Origin of the sequence: Streptomyces sp. NPDC087844, from assembly GCF_044742785.1 — a bacterium.
Lineage (GTDB): Bacteria > Actinomycetota > Actinomycetes > Streptomycetales > Streptomycetaceae > Streptomyces.
Genome location: NZ_JBIUVD010000032.1, coordinates 1 through 14814, shown reverse-complemented (window position 1 = coordinate 14814; position 14814 = coordinate 1). Strand labels below are relative to the sequence as shown.

Below are 14814 nucleotides of genomic sequence, written 5' to 3'. Positions count from 1 at the left end.
CGGTTCAAGAACCCCCGGCTTTCTTAGGGGAGGTTAGGGGTTGGGTTGAATTCCCGGTGACGGCATCATGATCGAATGCCCGCTCTGCAGCCCGCAGGAGAGATGAACGCCATGACGCACTCGCTCGTCGACAGCAACGCATGGGTCCGGCGCTTTCGGCCGGCCCCGGACGCCGGATCCCGTCTGGTGTGTTTTCCGCACGCGGGTGGCGCGGCGAGCTTCTATTTCCCCGTGGCCCGGACGCTGCATCCGCGGGTGGATGTGCTCGCCGTCCAGTATCCGGGGCGCCAGGAACGTCGCTCCGAGGAACCTCTCACCGACATCGAGACCCTGGCGGATCTGAGTTTCGCGGCGCTGCGGCCCGTGCTCACCGGGCGACCGGTCCTGTTCGGACACAGCATGGGAGCCGTCGTCGCGTTCGAGGTGGCCCGGCGGATGGAGCGCGAGGACGGTGTCCCGCCCGCCGCGCTGGTGGTGTCGGGACGGCGGGCACCCTCGCGCCGCCGGGAGGAGTCGGTGCACCTGCGCACCGACGAGGGCGTGATCGCCGAACTGAAACTGCTGAACGGCACCGACAACTCCCTGCTGGACGACGAGGAGTTGGTACGGATGTTCCTCCCGGCACTGCGCGCCGACTACCGCGCCGTCGAGACCTACACGTACACGCCCGGTCCCCCGCTCGGCTGCCCGGTCACCGTGTTCACCGGCGACCGGGACCCGCAGGTGACGATGGACGAGGCGCTGTCGTGGCGGGAGCACACCACCGGGCCGTTCGATCTGCAGGTCTTCGAGGGCGGCCACTTCTACCTGAGCTCCGATCCCGCCACGACCCTGGACCGGCTGGAGTCGGTGCTGCGCGCACACGGCACGGAGCCCGCGGCGTCATGACCGTCGAGGAGCGCGAGCCGATCGCGATCGTCGGCATGGCGTGCCGGCTCCCCGGGGCGCCGTCCCCGGCCGCGTTCTGGACGCTGCTGCGGGACGGTGCGAGCGCGATCACCGAGGTCCCGGACGGCCGGTGGGACCCTGCCGCGCCGGGGCTGGACCGGCCCGGTCTGCGCCACGGCGGTTTCCTCGACGACATCGACGGGTTCGACGCCGGTTTCTTCGGTATCTCGCCGCGCGAGGCGACGACGACCGACCCCCAGCAGCGGCTCGTGCTGGAGCTGGCCTGGGAGGCGCTGGAGGACGCCGGGATCGTACCGGCGAAGCTGCGGGAGAGCCGCACGGCGGTGTTCGTCGGCGCGATGTCGAGCGACTTCGCCGCCCTCGTCCAGGATCCCCTCGACATCACCCGGCACACCCTCACCGGTGTCCAGCGCGGCATCATCGCCAACCGCGTCTCCTACACGCTGGGGCTGCGCGGTCCGAGTATGACGGTGGACTCCGCGCAGGCGTCCGCGCTGGTCGCCGTGCATCTGGCCGCCGAGAGTCTGCGCACCGGCCAGGCTGAGTTCGCGCTCGCCGGCGGGGTGAACCTCAACCTCGTCCCCGAGAGCGCCGCCGCGGTCGCCGGGTTCGGCGGGCTGTCCCCCGACGGCCGCTGCTTCACCTTCGACGCGCGGGCCAACGGTTATGTGCGCGGCGAGGGCGGCGGAGTCGTCCTGCTCAAGCCGCTGGGGAGGGCGCTGGCCGACGGCGACCACGTGCACGCGGTGATCCGGGGCAGCGCCGTCAACAACGACGGCGCCACCGACGGGCTGACCGTGCCGAGTCCCGCCGCGCAGTCCGAGGTGATCCGGCTGGCCTGCCGCCGGGCGGGCGTGGCCCCCGAGGCGCTCCAGTACGTCGAACTGCACGGCACCGGCACCCGGGTCGGTGATCCGCTGGAGGCGGCGGGCATCGCGGGCGCGCTCGCCGACGCCGCGTCCAGGGCACCGGTGCACGTCGGGTCGGCCAAGACGAACGTGGGTCACCTGGAGGGGGCCGCGGGCATCGTCGGCCTGATCAAGGCGGTACTGAGCGTCGCGCACGGGGAGATCCCCGCCAGCCTCAACTTCGAGACTCCCCATCCCCGTATCGATCTCGACCGGCTGGGACTGCGCGTGCAGCGCGAGCGCGGTCCCTGGCCCCGGCCCGGCGAGCCGCCGCTGGCCGGGGTGAGTTCGTTCGGGATAGGCGGGACGAACTGTCATGTCGTGCTCGGCGCCGCCCCTGACGGACCGGCGGGCGCCGTGCGGGCCGAGCCCGATGCCCGCCCCGTCCTGTGGACGGTCTCCGGCCGGACGGCCGGGGCCCTGCGCGCGCAGGCCGCGCGGCTCAAGGCGCAGCTGGTACGCGGACCGCGGTCCCCCGGTGACGTCGGCTGGTCACTGGCCACCGGCCGCACGCACTTCGAGCACCGCGCGGCCGTCCTCGGCACCGGCGGGGAAGCCCTCCTGGACGGCCTGGACGCCGTCACCACCGGCCGTGACGTCCCCGGTGTGTTCAGGGCGACGGCCGGGAGCCCCGGTGGCGTGGTGCTGGTCTTCCCGGCCGGGAGTCCGGTGGAGACCGGGACGACGCGCGAACTGATGGCCCTGTCACCGGCGTTCCGCACGGCGATCGGCATCTGTGCCGACGCGCTCGACGCCCGTACCGGCTGGTCCCTGACGGACGTCCTGAACGGGGCCCCCGGGGCCCCGCGGCCGGACCGCGACGACGTCGCGGGGCCGGCCCGGTTCGCCGTCGCCGTCGCCCTCGCCCGGCTGTGGGAGTCCCTGGGCGTCCGTCCGGAAGCGGTCGTGGGCGACGCCGAGGAGGAGGTCGCCGCCGCACACGTCGTCGGGGCACTGACCGTCGAGGACGCCGCCCGGATCGTCACGGCCCGCGCGCACGGCACGGCGCCCGGCCCGGTCACGCCCCGGCCGTCCGCGGTCGCGTTCCACTCGTCCGTCACCGGCGGCATCCTGGACACGGCCGCTCTCGACACCGCCTACTGGTCGCGCCGGACCCCCTCGCCCTCGCGGACCGACGCCGTGATCCGTGCGCTGGCGCGTACCGGGCACCCCACGTTCCTTGAGGTGAGCCCGCGGGCCGTGCGCGGCGCGGACGACTGGCGGACACTGCTGGGCGGTGACACCGCCGCGACCGTCGTCCGTGCGCCGCTGCGGGACGGGGCCGTGCGGTCCTCGCTGCTCGAAGCGGTCGCCGAACTGCATGTACGCGGTCACGCGGTGTCCTGGCCGGGTGTGTTCGCCGCGCACGACCCACGGCGTGTGCCCCTTCCCACCTACGCCTTCCAGCGGGAGCGGCACTGGCCGTCGCGGGAGCGGCCCGCGCCCGCCGAGCCGTCGGCCGGGGAGCGGCAGAGGGACCTGCTGGACCTCGTCCGATCCCACTCGGCCGCCGTACTCGGGCACGTCGGCGCGGAGGCGGTCGACGCCGAGAAGACGTTCAAGGACCTCGGCGTCGACTCGATGCTGGCGGTCGAGCTGAGCGAACGGCTCGCCGCCGCGACCGGTCTCCCGGTCCCCGCCACCATCGTCTACGACCACCCCACGCCCGCCGGGCTCGCCGCCCACCTCAGGGAGCGCCGGGGCCTCGGCGAGGACGCCGACAGCCGGCCGCTCCCGGCGGCGGCGGACGGCGACCCGATCGCGATCGTGGCGATGGGCTGCCGCTACCCGGGCGGCGTCGGCTCCCCGGGCGAGCTGTGGGAACTGGTGACCGCGGGCACGGACGCCATTTCCGACTTCCCCGCCGACCGCGACTGGGACCTCGACGCCCTGTACGCCCCCGAACCCGGGACTCCCGGCCGGACCTATGTGCGGCGCGGCGGTTTCCTCGACGGGGCCGACGGGTTCGACGCGGCGTTCTTCGGGATCAGTCCGCGGGAGGCGACCGCGATGGACCCGCAGCAGCGGGTTCTGCTGGAGGTCGCCTGGGAGACGCTGGAACGGGCCGGAATCGACCCGGGCACGCTGCGCGGCAGCGGCACCGGCGTGTTCGTGGGCGCGACGGCCCAGGAGTACGGGCCCCGGCTCCAGGACTCCTCCGAGGGCCTCGGCGGTTATCTGCTCACCGGCGGCTCACCGAGCCTGGTCTCCGGGCGCATCGCCTTCACCCTGGGCCTTGAGGGGCCGGCGGTGACGATCGACACCGCCTGCTCGTCCTCGCTCGTCGCGCTGCACCAGGCGGCGCAGTCGCTGCGGCAGGGCGAGTGCTCGATGGCGCTGGCGGGCGGCGTCGCCGTGATGGCCACCCCCGGCATGTTCGTGGAGTTCAGCCAGCAGCGCGGCCTGGCCCCCGACGGCCGGTGCAAGCCCTTCTCGGCCGACGCGGACGGCACCGCGTGGAGCGAGGGCGCCGGCCTGCTGCTGCTGGAACGGCTGTCGGACGCCGAGCGCAACGGTCATCCCGTGCTCGCGGTGGTGCGCGGCAGCGCGGTGAACCAGGACGGCGCCAGCAACGGGCTGACCGCGCCCAGCGGCCCGGCCCAGCAGCGGGTGATCCGTCAGGCGCTCGCCGCCGCCCGGCTGGACGCCGCCGACGTGGACGCCGTCGAGGCGCACGGCACCGGCACCGCGCTCGGCGACCCGATCGAGGCCCAGGCGCTCATCGCGACGTACGGACAGGGCCGGGACCGGCCGCTGTGGCTGGGTTCGCTGAAGTCCAACATCGGGCACGCGCAGGCCGCCGCCGGGGTGGGGGGCGTCATCAAGATGGTGCTGGCGATGCGGCACGGCCTGCTCCCCCGCACGCTGCACGCCGGCACCCCGTCCCCGCACGTCGACTGGTCGCGGGGGAAGGTCGCCCTGCTCGACCGGGCGGCGCCGTGGCCCGGGACCGGGCGGACGCGCCGGACGGCGGTCTCCTCGTTCGGCATCTCGGGCACCAACGCGCACGTGATCCTCGAACAGGCTCCGGTGCGCCCGAGGACGCCGCGCGCCGTCACGGCGCCCCTGCCGTGGCCGCTGTCGGCCAGGTCCGAGGAGGCGCTGCGCGTCCACGCGGCACGGCTCCATCGGTTCATCAGCGGGCGGCCCGCTCTGGACGCGGCCGACATCGGCTACACCCTCGCCACCGGCCGCGCGGAGTTCGAGCACCGAGCGACGGTGTTCGGCGAGAGCCGCGACGAACTGCTCACCGGGCTCCGCGCCCTGGCCGACGGCCGGCCGTCCGAGGCGGTCGGCGGGGCCGCGGGCGGTGGGACACCCGCCTTCCTGTTCACCGGCCAGGGCTCCCAGCGCCCGGGCATGGGCCGAGAGCTGTACGAGACGTATCCGGCGTTCGCGGAGGCGTTCGACCAGGTCTGCGCCCACATCGACCCTCATCTGGACCGTCCGCTCAAGAGTGTGGTGTTCGCCGCGCCCGGCACTCCCGAGGCGGCGGCCCTGCACCGGACGCAGTACACCCAGCCGGGACTGTTCGCGCTCCAGGTCGCCCTGTTCCGGTTGCTGGGGTCGCTGGACGTGACACCCGGCCATCTGCTCGGCCACTCGCTCGGCGAGGTGAGCGCGGCCCATCTCGCCGGTGTGCTCACGCTGTCCGACGCGTGCGTCCTCGTCGCGGCGCGGGCCCGCCTCATGCAGGAGGCGCCCGCGGGCGGCGCGATGGTCTCGGTCCAGGCCGGTGAGGACGAGGTGGCCGACTCGCTGCCGGGCGGGGTGTCGGTCGCGGCGGTGAACGGACCGAGGGCCACCGTCGTCTCCGGCGACGAGGACGCGGTCCTCGCCGTCGCCGCGCACTGGGAGGAACGCGGCGTCAGGGCACGGCGGCTGACGGTCAGTCATGCCTTCCACTCGGCCCACATGGACGGGATGCTGGAGGAGTTCCGGCGCGTCGCCGAGACACTCACGTTCCGGCCGCCGGCGATCCCGGTCGTGTCCAACGTCACCGGAGCCGTCGCCGGACCCGAGATCGCGACGCCCGGCTACTGGGTCCGGCACGTCCGCGGAGCCGTCCGGTTCGGGCAGGGCGTGCGGACCCTGCGGGCCGAGGGCGTGAGCACCTGTCTGGAGCTCGGGCCCAGCGGGGTGCTCTGCGCCCTGGCGCAGACCGTGCCGGCCGGACCCGAGGGAGAGGCGGCCGTTCCGGTCCTGCTCCCGCTGCTGCGCCCGGGCAGGTCCGAGGCCCACACACTCACCGCCGCCCTCGCCCGGGCCCGGGCGTCAGGGGTGAACTGGGGCGCCGCGGGGGACGTACGGCTGGTGGAGCTGCCGACCTATCCGTTCGAGCGGCGGCGGTACTGGCTCCGGGCCCCTGCCCCGGCGGGCAGCGCGGCCGGGCTCGGGCTCGACGACGCGGGGCACGCGCTGCTGTCGACCGCGACCGAACTGCCCGACGGGGGCCACCTGTTCACCGGGCGGATCTCGCCGGCGGCCCAGCCGTGGCTGGCCGACCACACGATCCTCGGCACGGTGCTGCTGCCCGGTACGGCCCTGGTGGAACTGGCGATGCACGCGGCGGGTGCGACCGGCTGCGACGAGGTCGAGGAACTGGTACTGCACACCCCGGTCACGTTCACCGCGGACGGCGCGGTCCTGCTGCAACTGGTGGTGGGCGCGGCGGACGGGACGGGCCGGCGGCCGGTCCTCGTCCGCTCGCGCCGCCAGGAGGAACCCGCGTGGACCCGCAACGCGGAGGGGACGCTCGCGGGCGCCCTAGCAGGCGCCGACGCCGTCCCCGCGTACGGGTGAGAACGGCCGTACGGCGTCGGGGAGTTCACCGCCGGACAGCACCGCGGCGAGCGCGTCCGCGGTCACCGCGCACAGCTGCACCCCGATGCGGAAGTGCCCGGTGGCGAGCAGCAGGTCGGGGACGGACGTGGCGCCGATCAGCGGGCGGTCGTCCGGCGAGCCGGGCCGCAGCGCGGCGCTCATCTCGGCGAACGCCAGACCGGTGACCTCGGGCAGTACCGCGCGGGCCCTGTCGAGGAGTTCGGCGACGCCGCCCGCCGTGACGGTCGTGTCGTAGCCGAGCTCCTCGTAGGTCGCGCCCACGACCAGTTCGCCGTCGGCACGCGGCACCAGGTACACCGCCGAGCCGCCGACGAGGCCCCGGGTGGTGCGGTTGAGGAACGGTTCGTCGGAGCGCAGGCGCATGATCTGTCCCTTGACCGGCCGGATCTCCGGGACGACACCGGGCGGCAGGCCACCGAGCAGATGGGTCCAGCAGCCTGCCGCGAGGACGGTACGGTCGCCGGTCACCGTGCCGCCCCCGGCGAGCCGTACGCCGGTGGCGCGGCCCTCGATCAGCACGTCGGTGACCCGCTCGGTGACGCGTGTGCCGCCGAGCCGCTCTATCGCGGCCAGCAGCGCCGCGGTCAGCCGCCGGGGATCGACCGCCCCGTCGTCGGGGGCGAGGAGACCGCCGCGCACCGACGGGGCGAGTTTCGGTTCGTACGCGCGGCATTCCCCGGCGGTGAGGGTCTCGGTCCTGATTCCGTGCCCCTGGTGGAAGCGGTGCGCGCGGTCGAGGTCCGCGACGGCTGCCGCGTCGAGGGCGACGTCCAGGACGCCGTCGCGGCGGTGTCCGGTGGGCCGGCCGGACACCTCCTCCAGTTCCGCGACGAACGAGGGATAACGGTCGCGGGAGGCCAGGTACAGGCGCCGGAGGGGTTCGTCGTCGTAGAGCTGCTCGTTGGCGGGCGGGAGCATGCCCGCCGAGGCGTACGACGCCCGGCTCGCGGGCTCGGGGTCCACGACGGTGACGGCCAGTCCCTGGGCGAGCGCCCGCCACGCCGTGGCGAGGCCGATCACACCACCGCCGACGATCACTGTGTGCATGTCCGGTCCCTTCGTCGGGTGCGCGGCCCGCCGCGCGGGCCGCCGGTCAGGCGAGCCGCCGCGCGAGGTGCCCCGCCAGCGCGGCGGGGCTCGGGTGGTCGAAGGACAGGGTGACCGGCAGGCGCAGTCCGGTCGCGGTCGCCAGCCGGCGGTTCAGCTCCAGGTTGGTGAGCGAGTCCAGGCCGATCTCGCGGAACTCCAGGCCGGGGTCCACGCCGTCGGGGGCCAGGTGGCCGAGGACGGCGGCGACCTCGGCGCGGACGAACTCCAGGACGGCGGCGGCGCGTTCGGCCCCGGGCAGTCCCGCGAGGCGCTCGCGCAGCGCCTCGGCCTCGGCGGGCCGCCCGGCCGGGGTCCCACCGGACGCGGGGGCGGCCAGGTCCCGGAGCATCTCGGGGAGGGACCCGGCGCCTCGGCGCAGCGCCTCGTCGTCCAGCCGGACGGGGGCCAGCGCGGGCTCCGTCCGGGAGAGGGCCGCGTCCAGCAGGGCGAGACCCTGGGCGGCGGAGAGGGGCGCCAGTCCGTTGCGCCGCATCCGGGCGAGGTCGGCGGTGCCCAGTTCCGCGCCCATGCCGTCCGCCCACAGGCCCCAGGCGAGCGAGACGCCGGGGAGGCCGATGGCACGGCGGCGGTGCGCGAGGGCGTCCAGGAAGGTGTTGGCGGCGGCGTAGGCGGCCTGTCCCGCGCTGCCGATCAGCCCGGACACCGACGAGAACAGGATCAGGTCGCAGCGGGTCAGCTCGTGCAGGTTCAGCGCCGCGTTGGTCTTGGGGCGCAGTACGCGTTCGACCTTGCGCGGGGTGAGTTCGGCGACGGTGCCGTCGTCGACGGCGCCCGCGGCGTGTACGACGGTGGTGAGCGGATGCCGGTCGGGCACGCTCGCCAGGACGCGCTCCAGGGCCGCGCGGTCGGCCGCGTCGCAGGCCACGACCCGTACGTCCGCTCCGAGTCCGGTCAGTTCCGCCGCCAGCTCGCCGGCCCCGGGAGTGGCGGGGCCCCGGCGGCCGAGCAGCAGGAGGCGGCGGACACCGTGGCGGCGTACGAGGTGGCGGGCCACGAGGGCGCCCAGGGCGCCCAGGCCGCCGGTGACGAGGACTGTCCCTCCGGTGTCGGGGCGGCGCGCGGACGATGCGGGCGGGCAGCGGACCAGGCGCGGGCGCGACAGGCCGCCGTCGCGGGCGGCGAGCTGGGGCTCCCCCGCCTCCACGCCGGACACCAGGGCGCCGCCGAAGGACTCGACGTCGTCCACGTCCACCAGGTGGAATCTGCCGGGGTGTTCGGACTGGGCGGCGCGCACCAGGCCCCACACGGCGGCGCCGGCGAGATCGGGCACGTCCTCTCCGGTACGCGCCGCGGCGGCACCCCGGGTGACGAAGACCAGGCGGGCGCCGCCCAGCCGTTCGTCGGCGAGCCACTCCTGCACCAGGACGAGCGCCCGCTGTGTCGCGGCACGCGCCTCGGCGCTCTCGTCGGTGCAGGAGACCACGACGATGTCGGGAACGGTGTCGCCGTCGCGCAGACCGGCGTCCAGATCACGCAGCGAAGGGTAGATCCCGGGCTGTCGGCCGGCGGCCTTCAGGGCGCCGGTCACGCCGAGGTGGTCGGTGCCGAGGAAGGCCCAGTGCGCTTCCGCCGGGGCTTCGTCGGACGGCACCCGCACGGTGTTCCAGGTGACGCGAAGGAGGGTGCCGCCCTGGCCCTCGCGGTCGAGCTGCTCGGCGGTGACCGGGCGGAACGCGAGCGAGCGGACCGAGGCCACCTCCCGCCCCTCGGTGTCGGTGAGGGTCAGCGACACCGCGTCGTCACCGCTCGGTGCCATGTGCAGGCGGACGTCGCGGGCGCCGGAGTTCCGCATCCGCACCCCTCGCCAGATGAACGGCAGCAGCAGTGCGTCCGGCCGGTCCTCGGACGGCAGCAGCGCTCCGTGCAGGGCGCCGTCGAAGAGGGCGGGGTGCAGGAGGTAGGAGGCGGCTCCGCCGGTCGCGCCGTCCAGCGCGATGTCGGCGAAGATCTCCGCGCCCCGCCGCCAGGCCGCGCGCAGCCCACGGAACGCGGGGCCGTACTGGTATCCGCGCGCGGCGAGCAGGGCGTACAGGTCGTCGGTGCGCACCGGGACGGCCCCGGCGGGCGGCCAGGGTCCGGCAGCGGAGGGGACGTGGTCGGCCGGGTCGTTCATCGCATCTCCCGCGTGCTGGTCAGGGACGGCTCTGCGGCGGATTGAGGATCGCGACGGTGACCTCGCCGTGGCTGTCGCCGCCCCGGTCGTCCCAGTAGCGGCACTTGGTGCGGATCACCACGAGGGCGTCGCGGATGTCGCTGCCGTCCCACTCGGCGACGTCGGCCACCTCGATCTCGCCGTGGAACAGGCGTGCGCCCATCGGCCGGCGGAACGTGCTGCGGAAGTCGGTGATGAGGATGTCGCCGAGCTGGCGGGCCCAGAAGTCGTCCATCGTCCAGCGCGCGAACGGTTCCAGCACGCTCTCTTGGACGGATTTCGCGATGAGGTAATAGAACATCTGGTTGTAACAGATGTTGAACTCGACCGAGTTGAAGTGTCCGGTGTCGTCGATGTAGCACGACTCGGGGATCTGGAAGGTGCAGGCGGCGCCGACTCTGTGCCGGCCGTCGGGGCCGCTGTCCACGCCGACCACGGCCGACTTCAGGTATTCGCAGTTCTTCGCCCGGTAGGGGCGCAGCACCTGGGCCAGCAGATCCTCGTCGGTGGGGTAGCGCAGCCCCGGGTCGGCCGTGCGGTCCCTCGTTTCCGCCATTGCCGGTCTCTCCCTCTCAAGGTCGTTCCGAGCAGGTCGTTCCGAGCAGATCGTTCCGTGCGGAGCGTGTTCCTCAGGTCGTCGTGTTTCTCAGGTCGTCGTGTTCCTCAGGTCGGTGTCGTGCGGCGGGCGGCCCGGAGCAGGTCCTCGACGCCCATGCCCCTGATCTCCTCGGTCCGCTCGTCGTGGCCCGGCACCGGCCGGGGCGGCGAGGTGTGCCCTGATTCCGGCGGGCCGGTCTCCGTGAGGCGGAGCAGGGTGTCCAGCAGCCCGGACTCGCGCAGCCGGGCGAGCGGGATCGTGGCGAGTGCCGACCGGACCGAGTCCTCGTCCGGGGCGGGCCGCGCCCCCTCGGGGAGCAGTTCGGACAGCAGGAACTTCGCCAGTTCGGCGGGCGTGGGGTAATCGAAGGTGAGTGTCGCGGACAGCCGCAGCCCGGACGCGGCACCCAGCCGGTTCCGGAGTTCGATCGAAGCGAGCGAGTCGAGTCCTAGCGCCGTGAACGGGGCCCCGGGGTCGATGGCGGAGGGATCGTCGTGCCGGACGGCCGCGACCTCGGCGCGGACCAGGCCGAGCAGGAGCGACTCCCGCTCGTCCTCGCCCGCGAGAGCGGCGAGCCGCTGTTCGAGGGAGGGTCCCGCGGCGGCGGCACGGGCGGGTGCGGCGGGTGCGGGTGGTACGAGGCCGCGCAGCAGCGCCGGTATGTCGTCGCGGGCGGCACGCAGCGCCGCCGCGTCGAGCCGGATCGGCACCGGCAGCGTCTCGCGGGCCGCCAGCGCGTCGTCGAACAGCGCCAGCCCCTCGGCCGGTGACAGCGGCGGGACTCCCGAGGCGCGGACGCGGCCGCGGTCGGCCTCGCCGAGGCGTCCACCCATGCCGGCGCTCTCGTCCCACAGCCCCCACGAGAGGGACGCCGCGGGCAGGCCGAGCGAGCGGCGGTGTACGGCGAGCGCGTCCAGGAAGGTGTTGGCGGCGGCGTAGTTGCCCTGGCCGGCGCCCATCATCAGGCCGCTGACGGAGGAGAACAGCACGAACGCCGACAGGTTCGCCTCCCGCGTCAGTTCGTGCAGGTTCCAGGCGGCGTCGGCCTTGGCGCGCAGCACCACGTCCAGCCGGGCCGGGGTCAGCGAGCCGATCAGCCCGTCGTCCAGGACCCCCGCCAGGTGCAGCACCGCGGTGAGGGGCCGGTCCGCCGGGATCTTGGCCAGGAGGGCGGCCAGCGCGTCGCGGTCGGCCGTGTCGCAGGCGGCCACCTCGGTCTCGGCGCCGAGTCCGGTCAGTTCGGCGGCCAGGGCCGCGGCCCCCGGTGCCGCCGGGCCGCGGCGCCCGGCCAGCACCAGCCGTCGGACACCGTGCGCCGAGACGAGGTGGCGTGCCACCAGTGCGCCGAGCCCGCCGGTCCCGCCGGTGATCAGGACGGTGCCGTCGGGATCCCAGGTCGGCGGGGCCGTGGGTCCTGCGGCCTTCACCAGCCGGGGCACCAGCGCCCTGCCGTCGCGTACCGCGATCTCGGGTTCGGTGACGGGGAGCGGCGGTGCCGTGCCGCTGGGGCCGTCCAGGTCCAGCAGGACGAACCGGCCGGGGTTCTCCGCCTGCGCCGCCCGGACCAGGCCCCACACCGGTGCCTGCCGCACGTCGATCCGGCCGTCGCCGGTGTCCACGGCACCGCCGGTCACGATGACGAGTCGGGAGCCGGCGAACCGCTCGTCGGCCGGCCAGCCCCGCAGGACCTCCAGCACCGCGGTCGTGGTCGCGCGAACGCCGAGGGGGACGTCACCGTCACCGGAAGGCGCCGGGCAGGGGAACAGCACGAGTTCGGGCACGGGTGCCGCCGCTTCCGCCAACGCGGTGAGATCGGCGTACCGGGGCGCGTCGTCGGCCCACGGGGCGAGCGGGCCGACCGGGCCGGTGCCCACGACGGCGAACCGGCCGGCGGTGTCGGCGGGGCCGGGTGGCAGCGGGGTCCAGCCGACACGGAACAGCGGGCCGCGGCGGGTGCGCGTGAGCCCTTCCGCCGACAGGGGCCGGGTGACCAGGGAGTGCACCGTCGCCACCGGTCGGCCGGACTCGTCGGCGAGCAGGATCGACGTGCCGTCGCCGTCCGCGGCCCGGCGGGTGAGCACGCGCACGGCGGACGCGCCCGTGGCGTGCAGCGTCACGCGTTCCCAGGAGAAGGGGACGCTCGTCGTGCCGTCGTCGTCCAGGGCGTCCGCGTGCAGCGCCGCGTCCAGCAGGGCGGGATGCAGGGCGAACCGTGCCGCGTCGTCGCGGGCCGCGTCCGGCAGAGTGATGTCGGCGAAGACCTCGGCACCGCGGCGCCACGCGGCCCGCAGGCCCCGGAAGGCCGGGCCGTAGCCGTAACCCCGGCCGGCGAGCAGCTCGTAGGCGTCGGTGACGTCCAGGGTGTCGGCCCCGGCGGGTGGCCAGGCGGCGAGGTCGAACGCGGGCTCCTCGGCTTCGGCCGCCAGTACACCGGTGGCGTGCCGGGTCCAGGGCAGGTCGGGCTCGCCCTCGGGGCGTGCGTGGACGGCGACCGTCCGGGCGCGGGTGCCGTCCGGCTCGTCCACGGTGACCCGCAGGGCCACCGCGCCCCGGTCGGGCAGCACGAGCGGTGCCTCCAGCGTGAGTTCCGTGAGCGTGCCGCAGCCGACGTGGGCGCCCGCCGTGAGGACCAGGTCCACGAAACCGGTGCCGGGCAGCAGCACCGAACCCAGCACGGCGTGGTCGGCCAGCCAGGTCTGGACGTCCGCCGACAGACGGCCGGTGAGCACGACCCGGCCCGAGCCCGGGGTGTCCAGCGCGGCGCGCAGGATCGGATGGTCGACCGGTTCCAGCCCGGCGAGACCGACGTCGCCGGGGGCGGGATCACCCGCGTCGAGCCAGAAGCGGCGCCGCTGGAAGGCGTACGTCGGGAGGTCGATCGAGGCGTCACGGGGCCGTCCCGCGAAGAAGGCGTCCCAGTCCACGTGCGCGCCACGGACGTGGACCGCGGCCACCCCGGACACCAGCTGGTGCTCCTCGGGCCGGTCGCGGCGCAGCAGCGGGACGAACGCGATGTCGCTGCCGCTGTCGACGCACTCCCTGCCCATCGCCGACAGGACCGCGTCGGGGCCGGTCTCGACGAACGTGGTCACGCCGAGGCCCGAAAGGAACTTCACACCGTCGGCGAACCGGACCGGTGCCCGGACGTGACGCACCCAGTGGTCCGCCGAGCCCTGATCGGTGATCCCGCCGGTCAGGTTGGACACGACAGGGATGTGCGGACGGTTGTACGTGAGCGTCTCGGCGACGCGGCGGAAGTCGTCCAGCATCGGTTCCATCAGCGGGGAGTGGAAGGCGTGGGAGACCCGGAGGCGGGTGGTCCGCACGCCGTCGGCGGCGAGCCGGGCGGCCGTGTCGAGCACCGCGTCCGTCTCACCCGAGATCACCACCGAGGACGGGCCGTTCACCGCCGCGATCGCCACCCCGTCGCTCAGCAGGGGTTCGACCTCCGCCTCGGCGGCCCGGACCGCGACCATGGCCCCGGTGCGCGGCAGTGCCTGCATCAGCCTGCCGCGCGCCGCGACCAGCGTCGTGGCGTCCTTCAGCGACAGGACACCCGCGACGTGCGCCGCCACGATCTCACCGATCGAGTGACCGAGCAGGTGGTCGGGCCGCACTCCCCAGGATTCCAGCAGCCGGAACAGCGCCACCTCGACCGCGAACAGCCCGGCCTGCGCCCAGACGGTCTCGTCGAGCAGTCGTGGTTCGTCCCGTTGGGCTCCGTCCCGTTCGGTTTCGTCCCGTTCGGTTTCGTCCCACAGCACCTCGCGCAGGGGGCGTTCCAGCTGCCTGTCCAGCAGGGCGGCGACCGCGTCGAACGCCTCGGCGAACGCGGTGAACCGCTCGTACAACTCCCGTCCCATACCGGGTCGTTGCGCGCCCTGGCCGGTGAACAGGAACGCGAGGCCGCCGCCGGCCGCCGGTCCCCGGAGCACGCCGTGCGACGGGTCCTGCCCGACAAGGGCGTCCAGTTCGCGTGCCAGGGCCTCGTGGCCGGACCCGACGAGCACCGCGCGGTGTTCCAGGGCGGCGCGGGAGGTCGCCAGCGCGTGTCCGACGGCGGCGGGGTCCCGTGTGCCGAGGTCGTCCAGTCGCTCACGCAGCCGGACGGCCTGAGCTCGCAGGGCCTCCGGTGTGCTGCCCGCGAGCACCCACGGGACCGTACCGCCCGCAGTGGGCGCGGGTCCGGGGTCCGGCTGCGGGGCGGGTTCGGCGGCTTCGATGACGACGTGGGCGTTGGTGCCGCTGATCCCGAACGAGGAGACCCCCGCCCGCCGCGGACGGCCATCCAC

The 14814-nt window shown here is 74.8% G+C and carries 6 protein-coding genes; 2 read left to right on the top strand and 4 right to left on the bottom strand.

Annotated elements, in window-relative coordinates; translation table 11 throughout:
• Positions 1-111 precede the first annotated feature (111 nt).
• The gene (locus tag ACIOKD_RS38780; RefSeq protein ID WP_402093035.1) at positions 112-888 is read left to right on the top strand and encodes a thioesterase II family protein; all 777 of its coding nucleotides are present in this window, start codon (positions 112-114) and stop codon (positions 886-888) included.
• On the top strand, positions 885-6620 hold the full coding sequence (locus ACIOKD_RS38775) for a type I polyketide synthase (RefSeq protein ID WP_402092972.1): 5736 nt from the start codon (positions 885-887) through the stop codon (positions 6618-6620). Before ACIOKD_RS38780 ends, ACIOKD_RS38775 begins: the two co-directional genes overlap by 4 nt.
• Here the strand turns inward: ACIOKD_RS38775 and thiO are convergent.
• The 4 genes from thiO to ACIOKD_RS38755 all read right to left on the bottom strand — a co-directional run.
• Positions 6585-7709: a glycine oxidase ThiO gene (gene thiO / locus ACIOKD_RS38770; protein WP_402092970.1), complete on the bottom strand. Its 1125-nt coding sequence runs from the start codon at positions 7707-7709 to the stop codon at positions 6585-6587. The two genes, ACIOKD_RS38775 and thiO, sit on opposite strands and share 36 nt — an antisense overlap.
• Before the next feature lie 46 nt (positions 7710-7755).
• On the bottom strand, positions 7756-9885 hold the full coding sequence (locus ACIOKD_RS38765) for a type I polyketide synthase (protein ID WP_402092968.1): 2130 nt from the start codon (positions 9883-9885) through the stop codon (positions 7756-7758).
• 19 nt (positions 9886-9904) lie between these two features.
• The gene (locus ACIOKD_RS38760) at positions 9905-10480 is read right to left on the bottom strand and encodes an FcoT family thioesterase (protein ID WP_402092966.1); all 576 of its coding nucleotides are present in this window, start codon (positions 10478-10480) and stop codon (positions 9905-9907) included.
• A 107-nt stretch (positions 10481-10587) separates the two neighbouring features.
• Positions 10588-14814: SDR family NAD(P)-dependent oxidoreductase (locus ACIOKD_RS38755; RefSeq protein WP_402092965.1), on the bottom strand; the 4227-nt coding region annotated here is incomplete at its 5' end.